This window comes from Microbulbifer variabilis (assembly GCF_020524905.1).
Taxonomy (GTDB): Bacteria; Pseudomonadota; Gammaproteobacteria; order Pseudomonadales; family Cellvibrionaceae; genus Microbulbifer; species Microbulbifer variabilis_A.
The window spans coordinates 140,845-160,832 of the sequence record NZ_JAIVKI010000005.1 but is presented as its reverse complement, the minus strand read 5'-3'; the positions used below and the strand labels follow the sequence as shown (position 1 = coordinate 160,832).

At 47.7% G+C, this 19,988-nt stretch carries 19 protein-coding genes; 8 read left to right on the top strand and 11 right to left on the bottom strand.

Features of this window, described 5'->3' with window-relative positions:
- Positions 1-19 precede the first annotated feature (19 nt).
- Both LC073_RS08510 and LC073_RS08505 read left to right on the top strand, forming a co-directional pair.
- Complete coding sequence (locus LC073_RS08510) at positions 20-1,372, top strand: AmpG family muropeptide MFS transporter (RefSeq protein ID WP_226646082.1); 1,353 nt, start codon at positions 20-22, stop codon at positions 1,370-1,372.
- Between the two features lie 297 nt (positions 1,373-1,669).
- The gene (locus tag LC073_RS08505) at positions 1,670-2,944 is read left to right on the top strand and encodes an AmpG family muropeptide MFS transporter (RefSeq protein ID WP_226646081.1); all 1,275 of its coding nucleotides are present in this window, start codon (positions 1,670-1,672) and stop codon (positions 2,942-2,944) included.
- A gap of 46 nt (positions 2,945-2,990) precedes the next feature.
- Here the strand turns inward: LC073_RS08505 and LC073_RS08500 are convergent, their stop codons facing one another.
- Positions 2,991-3,305, bottom strand: coding sequence for an MGMT family protein (locus tag LC073_RS08500; RefSeq protein ID WP_226646080.1), 315 nt, complete (start codon positions 3,303-3,305; stop codon positions 2,991-2,993).
- A gap of 352 nt (positions 3,306-3,657) precedes the next feature.
- Here LC073_RS08500 and LC073_RS08495 point away from each other — a divergent pair, with 352 nt between their 5' ends.
- Entirely contained in the window at positions 3,658-4,566 is a 909-nt protein-coding gene (locus LC073_RS08495) for a DUF481 domain-containing protein (protein ID WP_226646079.1), read from the top strand.
- A gap of 77 nt (positions 4,567-4,643) precedes the next feature.
- Complete coding sequence (locus tag LC073_RS08490; RefSeq protein ID WP_226646077.1) at positions 4,644-5,405, top strand: SDR family oxidoreductase; 762 nt, start codon at positions 4,644-4,646, stop codon at positions 5,403-5,405.
- A gap of 118 nt (positions 5,406-5,523) precedes the next feature.
- Here LC073_RS08490 and LC073_RS08485 read toward each other — a convergent pair whose 3' ends face one another.
- Positions 5,524-6,315 carry a hypothetical protein gene (locus LC073_RS08485; RefSeq protein ID WP_226646075.1) on the bottom strand — a complete coding sequence of 264 codons (792 nt, stop codon included), beginning with the start codon at positions 6,313-6,315 and terminating at the stop codon, positions 5,524-5,526.
- A gap of 149 nt (positions 6,316-6,464) precedes the next feature.
- Positions 6,465-7,613 carry a cyclopropane fatty acyl phospholipid synthase gene (gene cfa, locus LC073_RS08480; RefSeq protein ID WP_226646072.1) on the bottom strand — a complete coding sequence of 383 codons (1,149 nt, stop codon included), beginning with the start codon at positions 7,611-7,613 and terminating at the stop codon, positions 6,465-6,467.
- A 143-nt stretch (positions 7,614-7,756) separates the two neighbouring features.
- Between cfa and LC073_RS08475 the strand changes: the two genes are divergently transcribed.
- The 3 genes from LC073_RS08475 (at position 7,757) to groL (ending at position 10,432) form a co-directional block, all read left to right on the top strand.
- A complete protein-coding gene (locus LC073_RS08475; protein WP_226646070.1) occupies positions 7,757-8,233 on the top strand; it encodes an FxsA family protein in 477 nt (158 codons plus the stop codon).
- Positions 8,234-8,449: 216 nt separating this feature from the next.
- Positions 8,450-8,743 carry a co-chaperone GroES gene (gene groES / locus LC073_RS08470; protein WP_226646067.1) on the top strand — a complete coding sequence of 98 codons (294 nt, stop codon included), beginning with the start codon at positions 8,450-8,452 and terminating at the stop codon, positions 8,741-8,743.
- Between the two features lie 48 nt (positions 8,744-8,791).
- A complete protein-coding gene (gene groL, locus LC073_RS08465; protein WP_226646065.1) occupies positions 8,792-10,432 on the top strand; it encodes a chaperonin GroEL in 1,641 nt (546 codons plus the stop codon).
- A gap of 105 nt (positions 10,433-10,537) precedes the next feature.
- Here the strand turns inward: groL and LC073_RS08460 are convergent, their stop codons facing one another.
- From LC073_RS08460 to LC073_RS08430, 7 genes are all read right to left on the bottom strand, one after another.
- Positions 10,538-11,422 carry a ketopantoate reductase family protein gene (locus tag LC073_RS08460; RefSeq protein WP_226646063.1) on the bottom strand — a complete coding sequence of 295 codons (885 nt, stop codon included), beginning with the start codon at positions 11,420-11,422 and terminating at the stop codon, positions 10,538-10,540.
- Between the two features lie 26 nt (positions 11,423-11,448).
- Positions 11,449-11,754, bottom strand: a complete 306-nt coding sequence (locus LC073_RS08455; protein ID WP_226646061.1) for a hypothetical protein — start codon at positions 11,752-11,754, stop codon at positions 11,449-11,451.
- 175 nt (positions 11,755-11,929) lie between these two features.
- Positions 11,930-13,375, bottom strand: a complete 1,446-nt coding sequence (locus LC073_RS08450; RefSeq protein ID WP_226646059.1) for a coniferyl aldehyde dehydrogenase — start codon at positions 13,373-13,375, stop codon at positions 11,930-11,932.
- Positions 13,376-13,583: 208 nt separating this feature from the next.
- Complete coding sequence (locus LC073_RS08445) at positions 13,584-13,850, bottom strand: PepSY domain-containing protein (protein WP_226646057.1); 267 nt, start codon at positions 13,848-13,850, stop codon at positions 13,584-13,586.
- 101 nt (positions 13,851-13,951) lie between these two features.
- Complete coding sequence (locus tag LC073_RS08440; RefSeq protein ID WP_226646055.1) at positions 13,952-14,395, bottom strand: hypothetical protein; 444 nt, start codon at positions 14,393-14,395, stop codon at positions 13,952-13,954.
- 388 nt (positions 14,396-14,783) lie between these two features.
- A complete protein-coding gene (locus tag LC073_RS08435; RefSeq protein ID WP_226646053.1) occupies positions 14,784-15,203 on the bottom strand; it encodes a hypothetical protein in 420 nt (139 codons plus the stop codon).
- Positions 15,204-15,343: 140 nt separating this feature from the next.
- Complete coding sequence (locus LC073_RS08430; protein WP_226646052.1) at positions 15,344-16,024, bottom strand: DUF6629 family protein; 681 nt, start codon at positions 16,022-16,024, stop codon at positions 15,344-15,346.
- Between the two features lie 1,305 nt (positions 16,025-17,329).
- Between LC073_RS08430 and rho the strand changes: the two genes are divergently transcribed.
- Entirely contained in the window at positions 17,330-18,268 is a 939-nt protein-coding gene (rho, locus tag LC073_RS08425) for a transcription termination factor Rho (RefSeq protein WP_226646050.1), read from the top strand.
- Between the two features lie 735 nt (positions 18,269-19,003).
- On the opposite strand, the gene LC073_RS08420 is transcribed toward rho, so the two are convergent.
- The gene (locus LC073_RS08420) at positions 19,004-19,861 is read right to left on the bottom strand and encodes a PA4780 family RIO1-like protein kinase (protein ID WP_226646048.1); all 858 of its coding nucleotides are present in this window, start codon (positions 19,859-19,861) and stop codon (positions 19,004-19,006) included.
- Positions 19,862-19,988 lie beyond the last annotated feature (127 nt).

Genomic DNA, 19,988 nt, shown 5'->3' with positions numbered 1-19,988 from the left:
GGGAGTGAACTTGGAAAACATGCAGCAGAACTTAACCTGGGGGCAGACACTGCGGGTTTACCTGAAGCCCAAAGTCCTCACCATGTTTTTCCTCGGTTTCTCAGCTGGACTTCCTCTACTGCTGGTTTTTTCCACTCTGACCGCCTGGCTGCGCGATTACGGTGTGAGTCGCACAGCCATAGGTTTTTTTGCCTGGGTGGGTATCACCTTTTCAATCAAGGTGTTGTGGGCACCGATTATCGATCACTTGCGTCTGCCTTCTCCAATTGCGCGCTTGGGTAAACGCCGCAGTTGGATGCTGGTCTCCCAACTAGGTATAGCCCTTGGAATTGTCGGAATGGCCAGCGTAAACCCACAATTGGCCCTGACCGAGGTGGCCCTGCTTGCGCTGTGGGTGGCATTTTGCTCGGCTTCGCAGGATGTCGCCATTGATGCCTATCGAATCGAAGCGATCGATGAAAACTATCAGGGCGCCATGGCGGCGAATTACGTCTTTGGCTATCGTGTAGCGATGTTGGTGGCCGGCGCTGGTGCGCTCTTTATCGCGGATATTGCCAGCTGGTCGGTATCTTACCTGGCGATGGCGGGATTGATGGGCATTGGTGTGATGACCACATTGGCGATTGCCGAGCCCGATCACTCCCAGGTCAATCGCGAGGCGGAGGGCATGCAGAATGAATGGGTTGAGCGCCTGCTTGGCAAAGGAGAGCACAGTCGCCTTAAGGAGTGGTTTATTCGAGCGGTGGCCTGCCCGTTTATTGAGTTCTTCCAGCGCAATGGTCGTTTTGCCCTTGTCTTGTTGATTTTTATCGGAATATTCCGTCTCAGCGATATTGCCATGGGCATAATGGCGAATCCCTTTTATTTGGATTTGGGATTTACCAAGACCGAAATCGCCGAGATCAGCAAGGTTTTTGGGTTTTTCTGCACGGTCCTCGGTTCGTTTCTTGGTGGGCTGTTCGTCGTGCGCTACGGCATTATGCGCCCCCTGATCCTCGGCGCGGTGATGGTCGCGTGTACCAACCTCCTATTTGCCCAGCTCGCGCTTATTGGCCCTGACAAGGCCTGGCTGGCTTTGGTGATCAGTGCCGACAATATCAGCGGAGGCATCGCCAATGCGGTTTTGATTGCTTATCTCTCCAGCCTCGCCAACAAGGCTTACACCGCCACACAATACGCACTTTTTAGTTCCTTGATGACGTTGCCCGGTAAATTTATCAGCGGCTTCTCCGGTATCGTGGTGGATGCTCAGGGCTACGCCCACTTCTTTATCTACGCGGCATTAATGGGGCTGCCGGCCATATTCCTTTCTATCTATTTTTGGCGGCGGGAGAGACGCGGCTGGAGTGAAGAACAGCCACAGCCAGGTTAAAGCCCCATCGGGGCTATAAGATACCCTCTCTCTTCCTGTTTTCTTGAAGAAGCTCTTATCTATTTTCCTTTTGGCCACTAATAAGTGGCCTTTAACGTTTTTTACTGCCAGTTATTTGTGCACGGGGTGACGGCTGTCACCGAGCTTTTTCGCTGGCTTATGTCTATGTTGGTGGAGGGGAAAACCACTACTTCTCCTGAGCATCGTTATTACTCTTCCGTATCCGGGTTTCCCCTTATGGGGAGTAGGAGAGTGCACATTTTCAATTGCAGAGTTAACGAATAAACGCGACAAGCTATGGCTCACGAAACAGTCAGGGAAGCGATATTCAACCGGCGCATGCTGATCTGTATCGGCACCGGCTTTTCCTCTGGGATGCCGTTGTTTGTACTGATACAGCTGGTGCCTGCCTGGCTGAGAAGTGAAGGTGTGGACCTGGCGACGATTGGTATTTTCTCACTACTGGGATTGCCCTATACCTGGAAGTTTCTTTGGGCGCCGCTAATGGAGCGCTACGCCTTTCCGATACTGGGGAGGCGCCGGGGCTGGATGTTGGTGATGCAGCTCCTGTTGATAGTCTTTATTGGCGCACTGGGGATGTTCAACCCCCAATTTAAAATTTGGACGATCGCGGCTCTGTGCTTTGGCGTTGCCTTTTTTAGTGCCAGCCAGGATATCGTCCTGGATGCCTTTCGCCGGGAAATCCTACCGGACTGGGAGTTGGGGCTCGGCAACTCCTTTCACGCCAACGCCTACCGTATTTCCGGCTTAGTGCCGGGGTCTCTCAGCTTAATTCTCTCTGATCACCTGGCCTGGGGGCAGGTGTTTTGGGTGACGGCAGCCTTTATGCTGATTGCGGTATTTATGACATTGATCGTTTCTGAGCCGCAGCACCCAGCAGCTCGACCAAGATCATTGCGTGAAGCTATTGTTCTGCCTTTTGTGGAGTTTTTTAGTCGCAATGGTGCTAGGCACGCCATCCTGGTGCTGGCATTTATGTTTCTGTACAAGTTGGGCGATAGCATGGCCACGGCCCTGGCGACGCCTTACTACCTGGATATGGGGTATTCCAATACAGATATCGGTATTGTTGCTAAAAATGCAGGGCTTTGGCCGGCGGTGATTGGTGGCTTTCTCGGTGGGCTGTTAATCGTGCGAATAGGGATCAATAAATGCCTGTGGATTTTTGGTGTTGTTCAGATTGTTTCTATCTTTGGCTTTATTCTTCTGGCCCAGGCGAATGAGGGCTTGGTCGATACCCCTGGCTTTGAGCCCAGCCTCTGGCTATTGGCAGTAGTTATTGTTTTTGAGTATTTGGGAGTGGGGCTTGGAACGGCGGTGTTTATTGCCTTTATTGCTCGCACCACCAGTAAATTACATACTGCGACACAATTAGCGCTCTTTACCGCGCTGACCTCCCTGCCCAGAACTTTTGCCAATGCCTCTACGGGATATTTGGTGCAGGCAATGGGATGGACCAATTTCTTTTTGTTGTGTGCTGCCCTTGCGGTTCCGGGGATGTTGTTACTCTTTGCCGTGGCCCCGTGGAAGGGGGAGGGCGAAGAGGCATGATGCTACAAGCCATATCATTCTTTATCTTAATCACCGGGTGCCAGATCTAGGGTTTCCACCGATATCTTGCCATATCCACTCGCCCTTTAAGAAAACTAACTCCTTCCTTCTGTAGTCGTTCCCGTTGGCGGGAGGCTCCGGGTTCAGGTAGGGAGATACGACCCTGGGCGTTGATCACTCTGTGCCAGGGGAGATTGGTGTCTTTGGGTAACTTCCTCAGTTGTTGGCCGGCGAGCCGGGCTGCCCTGGGAAAGCCGGCCATCTCCGCTAAATCTCCATAAGTGACTACATAGCCACTCGGGATTGAGGCCAAAACGCGACATATCCTGGCAAGTGCATTGTTAGTTTGTTCTTCGCTCACAAAATCTCTCTGCTAATCCATTTGCCGGAAGTTAGCCTCAGTTTGCCGCAATTGATGCCGTATAGGCTATAAATGAGCATCTAAAGTGGCCGTGTCCGTATTTTGATATGGACTGCTGAGTAGTAACGGCGTGCCAGATTATTGACAGTTATGGCATTATTGCAGCTTGTTCCGTTTTTCTTAGAACGGTTTTCACTGTTGGTTCACCCAGAAACTTTAAGGTCCACCTGTGGTTCTATCGACATGTTTGTCCAGGTTTTTCACGCGCACACTTCTCTGTCTGGCCCCCTTGCCGCTTCATGCCGGAGTGCTCACCCTTGAGAATGGAGATCGGATCCAGGGAGAGTTGGTTTTGGTTGATTCCGAACAGGTAGTTTGGAAGTCGGAAACTTTCGGCCAGGTGAAAGTCAATAAATCCAAGGTTGTCTCCATGGATGTTGATACCGATTTAAAAATTGCTGGGCGCGATGAGCCCTGTACTCTGGCGGGCCACCACCAGGAGCAGTGGGAGGTCTATTGCGCCGAGGGAGATGGTTGGCTGATTGATTTCCCTGGGGTTGAGCGCGCGGAGCCCTATCCCTACTTTGTCAGCAACCCAGTGGTATTCCATGGCAATGTCAGTGCGGGCGGGGTCTTCGAATCCGGTAACCGTGAGCGCGAAGACCTGGATGCGAATATTAACCTGGATGTGCGTCACGGGGACTTCCATCACTTGCTCGGTGCTCTTTATCAGAATCAGGACAGCGAAGCGGACGGTGACTTGGAAAAATATCAGTTCACTTATGATCTCCGTTGGATCTTTGCGGAAAAATGGTTTGCCGCGGCGAATACTGCGCTCGAACACGAGGAGGCACGGAACTTAGATTTGGGCACTACTATGGGTCTCGGTCTGGGTTACTTGTTTTACGATACCGATAAAACAGCTTTTTCCTTGGAAGGCGGTGTCAGTAGCCTGCAGGAAGATTTTATCGATACGGAACTGAGTCAAGGCCAGGATGACCAGTATGTTGCGGGCCGTATAGCAATGAATTACCGCTATAAATTCTCCCTTGGGCCGGAGATTTACTTTGACCAGGAAACACTGCAATCTTTTGATCACGGAGATGACTACCAGGCGAATGCCAAATTTGGGGTGCGTACCCCCTTGGTGGAAGGTGTTTTAATGGAAATTGGCTATCAGTGGCAATATGACAATACCCCGTCACTGGAGAGCGAAAAGGAAGATACCAAGGTAACCGTGGGTGTCGGTTATGAATGGTAAGATTTTGCTGGCACCGTCTGTTAGGGATGGTGCCACGGCACAACCGCAATAAAATATTAAAAAATAAGGAGTTCATCATGCAGATTGCCGAGAGCATAGTGGCGATTACTGGTGCGGGCCAGGGTTTAGGACGTGCAATGGCGGAATATCTGGCTGCGCGCGGAGCCCGGCTGGCATTGATTGATGTCAACGCCGAAGGTCTTAAGCAAAGTGTCACCGCTTGTGAAAAGCACGGCGCCGAGGCGCGTAGCTACGTGATCAATGTCGCCAATGAAGAAGAGGTGGACAAGGGCTTTCTGCAAATTTCCGAAGACTTCGGTGGCCTGCAGGTGCTGATAAACAATGCCGGTATTATGCGCGATGGCATGTTGTTGAAATGCAAAGATGGCAAGGTGACCGACCGAATGTCTCTGGCCCAATGGCAATCGGTAATCGATGTGAACCTGACCGGTGTTTTCCTCTGTGGTCGAGCGGCTGCGGGGATTATGGCGGAGAGTGGCAAAGGTGGGGTGATGATTAATATCTCCAGCCTTTCCCGTGCCGGCAATATGGGACAAACCAATTACTCTGCCAGTAAGGCGGGGGTTGCCGCAATGACCGTAACCTGGGCTCGTGAACTGGCCCGCTACGGTGTCCGGGTGGCCGCAATTGCGCCGGGCTTTATCGGCACCGATATGGTTGCGCAGATGCGCCCAGAGATCCTGGAGAGCTTAGTAAAACAGGTACCGTTGCGCCGCCTCGGGGATCAGGATGAAATTGCCTCCACTGTTACCTTCATCCTGGAAAATGACTTTATTACTGGTCGTGTTCTGGATATTGATGGTGGCGCGCGTCTCTAGTAGCCCAGAGGCTCCCTAGTTAAAAGGGTGAACCGTGTTCACCCTTTTAACTTATTCCTTTCCCAATCCTGATATTTCCCTCTGGCTTAGCCTGACTCAGTCCATTTTAACAGCTGGCCTATAGCTTATTTTTTTGGTTTTCCTGTCTACTTAGTTGGCCAAATCTCTTGCGAAAGATTAGATAAATTATTAAGCAGACAACGATCCACACCAAAGTTGACATGACTTCGTGGAAAACCGTTTTGTTTAGCAATAAATGGAAGTCTCTGAATAAAAAACCTTTTATCAGTGTTATCCAGGCAAGAAGCATCTTACTCATGTGTAGAACCCACCAGGGCCTTCCAGAAACATGAGGGCGAAAAGTAAATGTGTAAACGTCGAATGCGACAAATCCCAGCATGATCGCTGATGGGGTAAGAAAGATGTTGGCATAGCTGGGATGCTGGCCAATATCATATAAAAATACCTGAAAATAAAAAACGGCCACCCAGGCAGCAACCAGGGTTAATAGCCAGTCGATAATGTTGGAAGTAATGCGATCATCTTGTGAGTGTTTAGTTCTTGGCCAAACCCGATACGCGGAAAACATCGCGTAAATAAACATGGAAATCAGTCCAGCTAATAAAAGGTCAGGGTGGGTATTGTAAACATAGGCCGTGTCGATCTGATATTTGGGGATGTCTGCTGTTAAGTGTGGAATAAGAAAGGGGTTAAAAAGCATCAGTATGGCGCTGCCAGAAAATATAACGGCTAATAACAATGAGGTTATGCCGCAGGCGCGATGGTAGATGCTCCCTTTCTTCATCAGTATTGTAAGCGGAATGGCGATAACTGTGAGGATAATTGCTGTGAAGGTGTGAATTTGTATCAGTAGCTTTAAGCCAGCGGCGGTTTCAAATAAGAAGTGCATGGATTATATTCTCAATCGGTGCAGCTGGATCTTAGGGGGAAATATGGCAGTCAATAAAGAAAGGAGGGGCTGTAAAATTGTTTAAATCCAATTGCCAGCCCAACACCTATAAATATCTGTGAGTTAAAAAGTCTCTATTTTGTGCTTGTTTAAGAGATTCTTTCCACACCGTCCGCTCTATAGCACGAAAACATCCATTGCCACAGTTGCAAGGTGCGGCTACGGAAAGCCCCGGCATAACATAGCAGGTAGTAACGCCACATCCTGTAGAAGCGTTGACCGTATCGGTCGGCAAAGCGCGGCCAGTTTTCCTCAAAATTCTGGTGCCAGGCCATTAGAGTTTTATCGTAGTAGTAGCCGAAGTTGTGTAGATCCTCGCACACTAATAGGCGATCTATGGCGTCCCCCAGTTGCCCAACAGAAGGTAACTCGCCACCAGGGAAAATATATTTTTCAGTCCATAAGTCAGTGTATGCATTGCGATGGTTGGTGCCGATCGTATGCAGCAGCATTAGCCCATCTTTATTTAGGCAGCGTTTCGCCGTTTCCATAAAGGTGCGGTAGTTCTTTCGTCCGACGTGTTCAAACATCCCCACGCTGGCGATACGATCAAAGGGTTCTTTTAGCTCGCGATAATCTTGGAGATAGACAGTGATTGGCAGATTCCGGTAACGTTCAGCCACATAGGCTTTTTGTTCGCGGGAAATGGTGACACCAACACACTCCACTTGATACTTTTGCGCAGCGTAGCTAATTAGGCTGCCCCAGCCGCAGCCGATATCCAGCAGGCGCATTCCGGGCTCCAATCCCAGTTTGCGGCAGATCAGGTCCAGCTTGGCCTCCTGAGCTTGATCGAGAGTCTCTGCCTCTTTCCAGTAGCCGCAGCTATAGGTAAGCCGGCTGTCGAGCATGGCACTGTAGAACTCATTACCGAGATCGTAGTGCTGCTCGCCCACATTGAAAGAACGGTTCTTGCTCTGGAGGTTCACCAGGTAGCTGCGCAGGGCGCGCCAGAAGTAACGCCAGTTCTTGACGCGCTGGTTTAGCTCGGATCTGAGTAATCGGTGGAAGAATTGATCCAAATCTTGGACATCCCAGTCGCCTCGCATATAGGTCTCGCCCAAGCCTAAGCTGTGCCGAGCGATAACTTCATCCAGAGCAGCCTCTCTATGGAGCTGCAGATCCCAAGGTCTTTCTCCATTTATTTGAATATCCGCTTTTGCCAATATTTCATCTACTAAATGGCGACTGCGGCCGATGGCTGGCGCCTCTATTGCATCCTGCTGCTCGCTTGCCATTCAATCCTCCCTAATTCTCTAGTTATTGTGGGGTTGAATAAGGCGCCCTTGAATAATTTGCCTCCCCACTCCATTTACTACAGCATATTGAAAAACCTTGATCATCCCGGCTTCGTAGAGCTGGCTTATTAGGAATTCCCTCAATGCGCCCATTACTGCTTCTATTTATAGTCCTACCTGTACTTGAAATGTGGGTGTTAATCACCGTAGGGAGAGAAATCGGCGCCTTGCCCACCATTGGACTGGTATTTTTGACGGCCATTGTTGGTGTAGCCCTCTTGCGTCGCCAGGGATTGTCGACCCTAATGCGGGCTCAGGAGAAGATGCGCACCGGTGATATTCCCGCCAAAGAGATGGTTGAGGGGATTTTTCTCGCAGTGGGCGGCGCGTTGCTACTGACCCCCGGATTTATCACCGATGCCCTCGGGTTTGCCTGCCTGATACCGGGGTTACGTCAACTTCTACTAGGAAGACTATTGCGCCACGTCACTATAGTGAGCCCCGGCGGTCCCCACAGATCCAACCCCAGCCAGCGTGGTCCTGACATTATCGAAGGAGAGTTTTCACGAGATGAGAAAAAGCCTAGGGAGCAAGTGGACCACAAGCAACACAAGGACTGAATTGGTTAAATAGTGCACATTTTCACTTTTCACCCAGTACTTTTGTAGTTTTTTCACTGAAGAGTGTTGAAATCTATTCTCGCGCCCATAGATAGGGATCAACTCTGAATTAAGCCCCGCCCCTGATAACCAGGGAGGGGTGAGGTTACTGGTCCATAGGGCTGGTACCGCCGATGTTGAAAAACCTTAAAAAACGACTCAATGGAGAACTTATCCATGAAAATTCGTCCTTTACACGACCGCGTCGTAGTACGCCGTAAGGAAGAAGAAGCGATGTCAGCTGGCGGTATCGTACTGCCGGGTGCTGCCAAGGAAAAGCCGAACCAAGGCGAAGTGGTAGCCGTGGGTGAGGGCAAACTGCTGGACAATGGCGATGTTCGCGCACTGTCAGTCAAGGTGGGTGACACTGTTGTTTTCGGTCGCTATGCCGACAGCAATACCCTCAAGATGAACGGCGAAGAGCTGATCATCATGAACGAAGGTGACATCTACGGCGTGTTGGAAGGCTAATTTAAGCATCCAACGTTACTCGCACAAAGAATTTGAGGAATAAGAATCATGGCAGCTAAAGACGTAATTTTTGGTGACGACGCTCGTCAGAAAATGCTGAAAGGCGTAAACATCCTGGCAGATGCCGTTAAAACTACCCTGGGTCCTAAAGGCCGCAACGTAGTTCTGGACAAGTCCTTCGGCGCTCCTACCGTAACTAAAGACGGTGTTTCCGTAGCCAAAGAAATCGAACTGAAAGACAAGTTTGAAAATATGGGCGCGCAGATGGTGAAGGAAGTCGCTTCCAAAGCTTCTGACACCGCCGGTGACGGCACCACCACCGCTACCGTTCTGGCCCAAGCTATCGTCACTGAAGGCCTGAAATCCGTAGCCGCTGGCTTCAACCCGATGGATCTGAAGCGCGGTATCGACAAAGCGGTAGCTGCAGCTGTAGACCACATTGCTGGCCTAGCTACTCCTTGCGCCGACACCAAGTCTATTGCTCAGGTAGGTACTATCTCCGCTAACAGCGACGAGAGCGTAGGTACCATCATCGCTGAAGCCATGGAAAAAGTTGGCAAAGAAGGCGTTATTACTGTTGAAGAAGGTTCCGGCCTGGAAAACGAGCTGGACGTAGTAGAAGGTATGCAGTTCGACCGCGGTTACCTGTCTCCTTACTTCATCACCAACCAAGAGAACATGACTGCCGAGCTGGATAACCCATTCATCCTGCTGGTAGACAAGAAAATCTCCAACATCCGCGACCTGCTGCCCCTGCTGGAGCAAGTAGCCAAAGCTTCTAAGCCGCTGCTCATTATCGCTGAAGACGTAGAAGGCGAAGCGCTGGCAACTCTGGTTGTGAACAGCATGCGCGGCATTGTTAAAGTCGCTGCCGTTAAAGCACCTGGCTTCGGCGACCGTCGTAAAGCCATGCTGCAGGACATCGCTATCCTGACTGGCGGAACTGTAATCTCTGAGGAAGTTGGTCTGGAGCTGGAAGGTGCCACTCTGGAGCATCTGGGTACCGCTAAGCGCGTAACCCTGTCCAAAGAAAACACTGTGATCGTTGACGGTGCTGGCGAAGTTAAAGACATCGAAGCGCGCGTTGGTCAGATCCGTGCCCAGATCGAAGAGTCCACTTCCGACTACGACAAAGAGAAATTGCAAGAGCGCGTAGCCAAACTGGCTGGCGGTGTTGCGGTCATCAAGGTAGGCGCCGCTACCGAAGTGGAAATGAAAGAGAAGAAAGCCCGCGTTGAAGACGCCCTGCACGCTACCCGCGCTGCAGTAGAGGAAGGTGTAGTACCTGGCGGTGGTACCGCTCTGGTTCGCGCTACCCAGGCTATCTCCGTAACGGGTGACAACGAAGACCAGAACCACGGTATCGCTGCTGCTCTGCGTGCTATGGAAATGCCTCTGCGTCAAATCGTTGCCAACGCCGGTGACGAAGCTTCTGTAGTTGTAGACAAAGTGAAGCAAGGTGAAGGTAACTTCGGCTACAACGCAGCTACTGGTGTGTACGGCGACATGCTGGAAATGGGTATCCTGGATCCGGCCAAAGTAACCCGCTCTGCTCTGCAAGCGGCTGCTTCTATCGCTGGTCTGATGATCACCACCGAAGCCATGGTTGCAGATACCCCGGAAGACAAGCCGGCTGTTCCTGACATGAGCGGCATGGGTGGTATGGGCGGTATGGGCGGCATGATGTAAGCCGGCCTTTAAGCCTACCAAAAAAGCCTCGCATTAGCGGGGCTTTTTTTATGCGAACCTTTGGGTTAGGTTGGTCTTTGGGATACCCCAGAGTAGATTTTCACCTTAGTATAAGTTCGGATATTTTTTCTTGAAGTTATCCACAGCTTCAATATTGAGAGGGGTGGCTACGCCCACCTTACGTCCCAAATCAATAATAAAACCATTCAAAAAGGCAAGCTCTGTAACTTTGTTTTCCCTGACATCCTGGTAGGTTGATGCATAGTGGTCCAGATTGCTGGCGAGTCGGTGTAGATTATCCCACATCACTTCTTTATCTTGAGAAATTTCCATTTCTTGTGAGAGAACTTCATGGGATTCATAGAGAATTTTTTGCATGCGTTCAGAGATTTTTTCGTCGGCGAACAGCTCCCTAACAGTTTTTGAATAAGTCGCAGAAAATATATTTATTGCACAGTTATAAATGGCTTTTTCAATCCGGTGCTGCAGTATGTTATCGGTTGTTTTAATTTCTATATATGAGTCTTTAAATAGGTGAAGTAAGTTTTCTGAGTGCTTGTCACTCCCAATAAGAAATCCAGAACCTTTGGTATGTTTCAGCTTGTTGTCGGTTAAATTAAAACCGTCATACACTAGGATACTAGTTAGATCTTGATTATAAATGCGTTCAAGTTCTGAAATATCATAGAGGCAGTTTTGCAGTAAAATAATAATTTTTGACTTTGGGCTTCTTTTCTTTAAGTTGTGCAAATTTTTCTTAAGATCAAAGATCTTGCACGTTAAGAAAATAAAGTCATAGGTCAACTGTACATTGATCTCACTTGAGGTGAGTGGAAAGTCAAATTTCTTGTTATTGATGTAAAGTCGTTCTCCAATCCTGTCAGCCTTCCTTCCTATAACATCTACATGATAATTTGCATGAAAAAATTTAGCTGCTAAGTATGATCCAATTGAGCCGGCTCCGAGTATTAGTATCTTCCCTTTTTTCATTGGCTCCTTTGGAATTCTCATATTGCCTATTTAGCTGGGCGATCCGCAATAATAATTCCATTGTCTGGATTCACCTCCAGGGCTCTGAGTTCCCCCTGGTAAACCGCTTGAATCTTCCAGCGGCCACCAACAAAGTGCATGCTGGTAATTGGTTTAAACCCCAAATTGTAGAGTTTTGAGCGAATAGTGGAGGGATCGAGTGCGATCACCGAAGGGGTGGCCTCATAGAGGTCCGGGCTATCGTAGATGGGGGCTGGCTTGTTTGGGTCCAGCCCTGGGGGAATAGGGTTTGTCAAATTACTAACGAGCATGATCGTTACAATAAAACTCACACAAGGCTCCACACTACAACCAAGCCATGTTTTTAGTGTGGACAGAGGACGATCATTACGCCAGTGATTTTAATGGAATATCCGAAGGAACTAAAAATTAACCCGGCGAGAAGGCTCGCCGGGTTAATTTTTTAGGAAAGGGTTTTGACTGCTCGCAAACAGTTAGTGCCTAGTTTTATTGAGTCATTTTGAGCATAAAATTTAATAGTTTGTTAGAAAATTTTCCATAGGGGGGACGCATTAACCTCAGTAAATCGATAGGTCCCTGTTGATAAATTGGCCTCAGTTTGGAGAAGGTGAGGAACCCTTCGTAACCGTGGTAGTGCCCCATACCACTCTCTCCAACACCGCCAAATGGAATATCGTGCTGACCAACATGTAACACGCAGTTATTAATCGACACACCGCCAGACATAATCTGCTCAATATAGCGATTTTGCAGGTTCTTATCGTTAGTGTAGGGATAAATTGCCAGTGGCCGTGGCTGGGCATTGATATAGTCTATAACCTCTTCGGGCCTGGAATAGGTCATAATCGGCAGGAGAGGCCCAAAGATTTCCCGCTGCATTACCAGCATATCTTTGTTTACGTTGACCAACAGGTGGGGGGGGAATTTTCTCAGGCTGTCGTTCCGCTTGAGCTCCCCCTCGCTCAGATCATAAACCTTAGCTCCCTTGGCGACGGCATCATCGAGGGTTTTCCACAGGCGCTGGTAGGCGGGACTGTCGATAATGGAGGTGTAGTCAGGACTTTGCCAGTTTGGAAAGTGTTTTTTAATTAACCGGCCCGCATGGGCGATAAAATTATCCAGCTGGTCTTCAGGTACGAAGAGGTAATCCACATTGACACATATCTGACCCGCATTGACCATTTTCCAATGGATAAGACGCTCCGCGGCTTTTTCGATGGGAAAATCTGGGGCGATGATAGCCGGTGATTTTCCACCTAACTCCAGTGTGACTGGAGTAAGATTTTCTGCGCAGGAGCGCATCACGGCTCGACCTGTGGTGCTGGAGCCGGTGAAAATCAGGTGGTCAAATTTCAGGCTAGAGAAAAGTGGGCCTATTTCGCCGTAGTCAGCAATAAAGGAAAGCTTCTCTTCGGGAAAATACTTTGGGCTGACCTCTTTTAACAATTCAGCCAGCCGGCAAGAGTTGGTCGACATTTTGACCATTGCGTGATTGCCGGCGGCAAAGATATTGGTCAGCGGGGAAATGCTCAGATTAATCGGAAAGTTCCAAGGCACTATTACTCCGACTACCCCCAGGGGTTGGGGAACTACCGTATTTTTTGATAGGGGGTAGGCCTTGAAGTCGATATGACGTCTTCTGGGTTTCATCCATTTCCTGACGTTCTTGATCGCATCCTTGATGCCGGCAAGTGCAGGATATATTTCCAGCAGCAGTGTTTCCTCCCGCGAGCGATTGCCGTAGTCACAGCATATGGCTTCTACGATGGCTTCCTGCTGTTCACGTAGCATTCGTGCCAGGGTTTTGAGGTCTTGCACCCGCTGCTGATAGCTGGGAACGGGATTGGCATGATGGGCTCGGCGCTGGCTGTCTAGCTGGTTCTGGAGAAGCGCCTTGTCTGCATCCTGCCGGGTGAGGGTCTGGATGGTCATATTATTATCCTTGGGCGTTTGTCTTAGACCAGACTAACCCATTCATCTCAGCGGAGATTGACCAATTACGTCAGCGGATAGACAAAATCACTACGGTTACGTGAGTTACAACCACAGGTGTAAAAACTGTGAAGTATTAAGGACTACACCGGCGCATCCCTACGCCAGGGTAATAAGGGCTAGGGGAAATGGTTGAGGATTACACGTATTAGCCGCTGTCAGGTTCGTCGGATATGATCTCAGCAGAGTTTGGGTCAACCACCAGGTCGTGCTTCTGATCACCTTTATAGGCTTCAACTTTCCAGCGCCCCTTTTCCAAATCCACCTCAACGACAGGGGTATAACCCTGTTGCTCAAGTTTGGTGAGTACCATCGAAAGAGCCATGGCGCCGGGAGGGGGTTTTTCATCGGCGATGGCGGTTTGTAGTGTAGCCACGGCGATTATTGCCAGCAACATACTGCTGAAGAACTTCATTTTGAACTACCTCGCTTATGGGCCCGGTTCAAATATTGGCCGGGCAACAAAGGTTCACATCATTTAAGCCTTAGAAAGGGCCTATAGGCTTATAGATAACACTACATGTCCTGACCGCTGGATTGACTCAGGCGTTTCTGAATTTCCAGGCACCATTCTGGGCTGCCTGGCTTCACATCGGCCATATTACCGCCTGTTAACTTGGTGATCGCATCAAACCATTCTGCACTGCCAATAGGGGGAAGGCCTGATGGATACATCTCTTTGAGATCGCCATCCTGCTGGGCAGTAACTTGTCGTTGTACCCAGGTAAACCATCCCGGTGTACAAATTGTTTCACTACCGTTAGCGGAAGTCTGGGCCTGGTTGGGAGAATCCTCCGTAGAGCTGTTCGCACTTTGCGTAATTGGTTGCTTCATTGCATCACTGGCTGTTTGGCCTGCGACTGCTGTGCTATCCGATTGCTGTGACTTATGATACTCGCCCTGACGGCCGCACCCAGAAAGGGCAACAACCAATGAGAGTGGCAAAATAAAGTAGTACATAGGGCCTCTGCGAGTGGCTGGCTTGAGTCTAAGCATAGGTGGGATTCTGCGACTTTGCCGACAAAGGAGGGACAGGCTATCGAGCTGACAATGCGGCCAACCCTAATGAGAATAATTCTCAAATCAATTTGCTCCTGATGAGATGTTGTAACGTTCGGCCCTGGGGACTTTATTGATTGTCCTGGTGGAATTGATGCCGGTGATTTTGTTGAACCGCTTCATTAATTGGCGAAGAGGCGAGGAGCACACAGCCCTGGCGGGCTCTGAAACGCCCGCTTTGTTCTGATAGCTGGGGGTACTGCTGCCCGAAGCCCTCCAAGCGCACAAACTGTAGTAACAACTAAGTGCGGGATTCGGCATTGACTGCATACCGAAGGCAATATTCTGTTTAGCGGTAAGATGTAGGAAGAGGGCGTAGTCCTAAAATACCACCCCAATTTTTTGCTGTTCTGCAAGAACCTGTAACTCGAGAGAAGAGTTTGCTTCTCCAGAAAGACGTATATTCCCCACTCATGAGTATTAAGATCTCGTCTATTTCAGCATCACAATGCTCAGCGGAATAGTATCGATATCCAATTGTAAAATAAGCTGGTCCAATTCCGATTGTACCATCAGCCTCGGCGTTCAGTGCGTATATTGGGCTATGAGTGATTTCTAGTATTGATAATAAGATACCAATTGCAATGTATTTTTCAGGAAGGTTTATCTTCACTGGATGATCATCAATAATGCGATTGATATGATGAATGGAATTATCTTTTGAAACGAGAGAAACTTGAAATGAAAACTCGCTGAAGGGACAAATCAAAGTTTCGTATACGCCTAAGTTCTCTTCTTAGCCAAGGTACACATCCATGTTAGGTCGAAACCCAACTATTCAGGGGGCTACTAAATGTGGGGAGGTCTTAATCCTTAAAATTAGCACCCCAATTAACTTTGCCACTACAATCATGGTGCTTGTTTTTTCAGCTTTAATTTGTGATCTTTTTTTAACAGAAAATAAATCCATAAAGTCGATATCGCAGCAAAGAAACACCAGGTTGATACCCATGCTTCACGCTGAGTAAAGTAGGTGATGACACCGAGTAACATGACAAGTGCCCAAAACTTTCTAAATATTATATTGCTTGACAATAAAAATAAAAAACCAAGTGAGGAATAAATGACATGTCCTGCCTTAATGGAAAACAAGTTGTCATCGGACATGATATAACAAAGGCTATGCCCACAAATGCTCGTTTTTATTAAGTGTCTTGGTCCTGTTTCTAATAGGACGGGTATCCAAAGATATAAGCCAAAAATAAAGCCTATAATGATTAATATGATAAAAAGAATTCTTTTCCATTTTTTTGTTTCAAGACTATAGGCTACGATAGGTATCCAAGTAAGCCAAAAAAATAGAGCAAAAAATAAAAATAAAATAGAAGATGCTGTCGTAAGTGACATTAAGTTTTCGTTGTGCCCAATCCATACCGCACCTTCACTCGCTTGTTGTAACGCAAAAAGGAGAGGGGTAATCGCGAGCAATAAATAGGTTTTATCATTTTTTATGGTATGTGTTGTACACAAAGCACCGCCGACAAGAAGCAGTGCTGCTGATCCGAATGATGCTGTGGCTGAAAAACACATAGTGGTTTTCTCTGTATATAAAATATTGCCATTGGAACCAGAGCCTTAAAGCTTGATGTACAATATAATAATAGCCTTAACCTAAAAAATTAGTTGAAACTCGCTAATTTGTACTAAAATTTTGAATTTATCTGAAAGGTCTATGCCAATTTTAACCCTTCATTTCAGCCTGTGGATGAAATCAAAAACACCATCAAAAGGCATCGAGTTTCCCCTATGGAATTCGATGCTTATGCAGGTAAAGTCTATGTCGACTGGGGCAACAAGCCAGTTTGACGCCGCTAAGTCAGTTGCAGAGTTTTATTCACCTATCAACGTTGGCCACTGTTTTGACCCTTGCGTCGGGGGTTGCCTATTGCATATTAAAGTAATAATGCTCTCACAAACATTAAATGTATTTGGGGTATTATTCTTATCTGTACTATATGGTCATTTTAGCTTGCTGCTGTGAAGCTGTCAGCGTGACCGCTGACTCATAATTAGGACCAACTCGCTAGCCACGATTCTGGATACCCAATATATGGCCCATGTAGACCTCAACCTGATCCGTGCCTATATCGTCAAGATGCCTGAATAGTCTGATTACACTTTAATTCAACAGGGGATTCGTGCGGCAGCCTAATGTGAGCAACCCAAAGACTTATCCCCGTTTGTGGGCGGCGAGAGCCTTAATATGCAGAAAGGGTTGCCCTTTCAGCTGGATCACTATTTAGCGCTTGTAGATTGGAGTGGCCGGCATTTAGCCCCAAAAAGCACGGTGCCATTTCTCAAAAGACGACCCTTATCCTTGAACGGCTGGGCATCTCAGCAAAACACTGGGTACATGGCATAGGCGACTGCCAACATTTCCTTTCGGTAATATCTCACTAAATTCCTCCTGGCCTTTCGATGCTACTCCTTCCGATTTGGACAAAAATCACCCAATTTTCAAACCTAAAGCATAATTTTTCAGCATTTCACCTCGTCCGAACCGGACCAGGAGAGATGGCTGTTAAGGTGGAAAGCCTGTACTATTTCCGGTTTCACCTTTCAATCTGTGGGTGTCCTAGTAGTGTGCACCCTCAATCAGAAACGATTATTCATTTTTTTCAACCTTCTGATTGGTGTTTCAAAGGTTACGACTGACGTTAATTGGTGTTCTCAGGTTTTGATAGGATTAATTATCTGTCTTGGGTTCGGAAAGGTAATCGCATAGCTGCAAATTCTGGCTATAGTATCCAGTTTTGGGGAGTACTAATCTTTTGTCCAGCCATCGACAATCAATAATAATCTTCCCGGTCTCGAATGATTTGTAAAGAGCATATTATGTCCAGAAAAATATTATCCTTAAAGGTAAAAAGAAATACGGAGCCTAAGAAGGCTGATAAAAAGCAAGAGGATACTTCTGATCCAAAGAAACGGTTCTTAAATGGAGTAGCTATTAATCCATCTGAACCTATTCGCCTTGAGTCAGGTTCTCAGCAACTTACGGTAAGGGCGATGGATTTGATTACGCCAATTGGTAAGGGGCAACGAGGCTTGATTGTGGCTCCACCGGGCTGTGGCAAAACCACTATCCTGAAACATATCTGCCAAGCAGTGGGGGAGGCTTACCCCGAGATAAAGCTGTACACTTTGCTTATTGATGAAAGGCCAGAGGAGGTTACTGACTTTAAGCGAAGTGTACCGGCCGAAGTTTATGCGTCTTCTTCTGATCAAAGCTATGAAGAGCATGTGAGGGTAGCTAATGAACTTCATGGTAGGGCCTGTAAGGAAGCTGGTGAAGGCCAGGATGTAATGATCGTGGTTGACTCGTTGACAAGGCTTGCACGGGTACATAATGCGCAGCAGAGTGGTCGGGGGCGTACGATGTCTGGCGGGATAGATGCCAGGGCTATGGAGATACCCAGAAAGCTGTTTGGCGCTGCGAGGAAGATTGAAGGTGGCGGCTCACTTACGATTCTGGCAACGATGCTCGTGGATACCGGAAGCCGAATGGACCAGGTGATATTTGAGGAGTTTAAGGGGACGGGAAATATGGAGGTAGTATTGTCAAAGGAAGTTGCGAGACAGCGAATTTTCCCTGCCTTGGATATAGCTAAAAGCAGTACTCGCCGTGAGGAAATCTTGTTTAACTCGAAAGATATTGCAACGATAAGAGCTTTACGAAGAACGCTTGCCAGCCTAAAGCCTGTGGATGGCACTAAAAAACTTATTGAACTTCTTAAAAAGTACCCGACCAATGCAGAGTTACTTGACCATTAATTTTTAGTTAAGCTTAAGGGGAGTATTTAGCCGCTTAGCATTTTAGGAGTTAGTTGCTTAACGCCCGAGTCCTTATTTGGATAGCAGTTATTCAGTCGAGAGCTTTACACTTCAAATCTCTGGTGTGTTTTTACAAGATACTGCTCAATGAGGGGCTTAGTGGAAAAGTGGCCTTAATATGCCGAAAGGGGCGCCCTTTCAGCTGGATCACTATATGGCGTTAGCGGTTTGGAGTGGCCGGCATTTAGACCCAAAAAAGTGCGGTGTCATTTCTCAAAAGGCGCCTCTTATCCTTGAGCGGTTGGGCATTTCAGCAAAACACTGGTTCTATCTCAGTTGGAATTTTGAAAGTCGCTTTAAAGGTTTGGTGGGATCAGTGGAGACGGTAAAGCAAGCTTGCATCTAACTCGATAAACGCTGGGTGCACGGAATAGGGATTGCCGACGTTCCCTCTCAGCCACACCCTGCTAATCTACTCCTCCCCAAATACTTTATAACACGATTACCACTCATTTATCCAAAACAGCATTTCCAAAAATCTGCATATCAATTCCCAGAACTTAATCTCTATTACCTATAAATCAAAGGGTAAGAGCCCCCAGAAAGAGAGCTTGCTACAGCATCCTCCAGCCTTTGAGTGTCCTAATGTGTGTGTGCACTAATTTGTGCAATAGGGTAATAAACAATACCCGCAGTAACCAATAAGGTTACTAAACCAGGTGCTTTCATCTAAATTTATGCATCTTCTGAAGATTCACGTATGCGCTCTTTTCGTTCCAATTCCTCTTGCATCACTGCTTTGATTTCTTCTAGAACGGCGTCGACATCGGCGTTGTCATCGTCATCATCAAACTTGCCGCTGAGCGTTGAGCTAGTCGTTAAGTTACCCTCTTCAAACAGTGCCCATATTTCCTTGGCGTATTGAGTCTGTAATAAAGAGGGGGCAAATTTGCCATAATAACGACGCATATTGTCGACGTCGCGAGTGAACATTTCTTGTGCACTGTTATTGGCAGCGGCATTAACAGCTTGGGGTAAATCGATAATCACAGGGCCGGAATCATCCACTAGTACGTTAAATTCAGATAAATCACCATGTACAATTCCCTCGTAAAGCATGAGCATGATGTAATGGATCATTAATGTATGATCTTGAACTGCTTGCTCTTCTGACATTGTCACATCGCCAAGCCGTGGTGCGACATTGCCTGCTTCGTCAGTGATTAACTCCATCAATAATACACCGTCAACACAACCAAAAGTCTTGGGAACTCGTACATGAGCGCGTGCTAAACGGGATAAAGCATCAACTTCGGCATTTTGCCAAATCTCTTCCTGTTGTTGGCGGCCATAATTCGACCGTTTTTGCATGGCACGTGCTTGACGACCACTGCGAACTTTACGCCCTTCTTGGTATTGTGCGGCCTTTTTAAAACTACGCTTAGTTGCGTCTTTATAGACTTTGGCGCAACGAATTTCGTCACGACAACGGACAATAAATATATCGGCTTCTTTGCCGCTCATTAGGCGGCTGATAACTTCATCGATTAAGCCATCATCGATGAGAGGCTGTAGACGTTTGGGAGTTTTCACTAGGTACCAGCTTCGAGTGTTCGGCAATTAATCATATATGCTATTGACATATTTCCATGTGTATTTGAGGCAAGAAATCTAATCCTGCTTATGGATAAAGAGCGATTATGGGGCCCTATAATGCCCG

Coding starts and splice junctions, on each gene's coding strand:
- LC073_RS08510 (WP_226646082.1), top strand. CDS start 20: ATGCAGCAGAACTTAACCTGGGGGCAGACACTGCGGGTTTACCTGAAG.
- LC073_RS08505 (WP_226646081.1), top strand. CDS start 1,670: ATGGCTCACGAAACAGTCAGGGAAGCGATATTCAACCGGCGCATGCTG.
- LC073_RS08490 (WP_226646077.1), top strand. CDS start 4,644: ATGCAGATTGCCGAGAGCATAGTGGCGATTACTGGTGCGGGCCAGGGT.
- LC073_RS08485 (WP_226646075.1), bottom strand. CDS start 6,315: ATGCACTTCTTATTTGAAACCGCCGCTGGCTTAAAGCTACTGATACAA.
- cfa (WP_226646072.1), bottom strand. CDS start 7,613: ATGGCAAGCGAGCAGCAGGATGCAATAGAGGCGCCAGCCATCGGCCGC.
- LC073_RS08475 (WP_226646070.1), top strand. CDS start 7,757: ATGCGCCCATTACTGCTTCTATTTATAGTCCTACCTGTACTTGAAATG.
- groES (WP_226646067.1), top strand. CDS start 8,450: ATGAAAATTCGTCCTTTACACGACCGCGTCGTAGTACGCCGTAAGGAA.
- groL (WP_226646065.1), top strand. CDS start 8,792: ATGGCAGCTAAAGACGTAATTTTTGGTGACGACGCTCGTCAGAAAATG.
- LC073_RS08460 (WP_226646063.1), bottom strand. CDS start 11,422: ATGAAAAAAGGGAAGATACTAATACTCGGAGCCGGCTCAATTGGATCA.
- LC073_RS08450 (WP_226646059.1), bottom strand. CDS start 13,375: ATGACCATCCAGACCCTCACCCGGCAGGATGCAGACAAGGCGCTTCTC.
- LC073_RS08445 (WP_226646057.1), bottom strand. CDS start 13,850: ATGAAGTTCTTCAGCAGTATGTTGCTGGCAATAATCGCCGTGGCTACA.
- LC073_RS08440 (WP_226646055.1), bottom strand. CDS start 14,395: ATGTACTACTTTATTTTGCCACTCTCATTGGTTGTTGCCCTTTCTGGG.
- LC073_RS08430 (WP_226646052.1), bottom strand. CDS start 16,024: ATGTGTTTTTCAGCCACAGCATCATTCGGATCAGCAGCACTGCTTCTT.
- rho (WP_226646050.1), top strand. CDS start 17,330: ATGTCCAGAAAAATATTATCCTTAAAGGTAAAAAGAAATACGGAGCCT.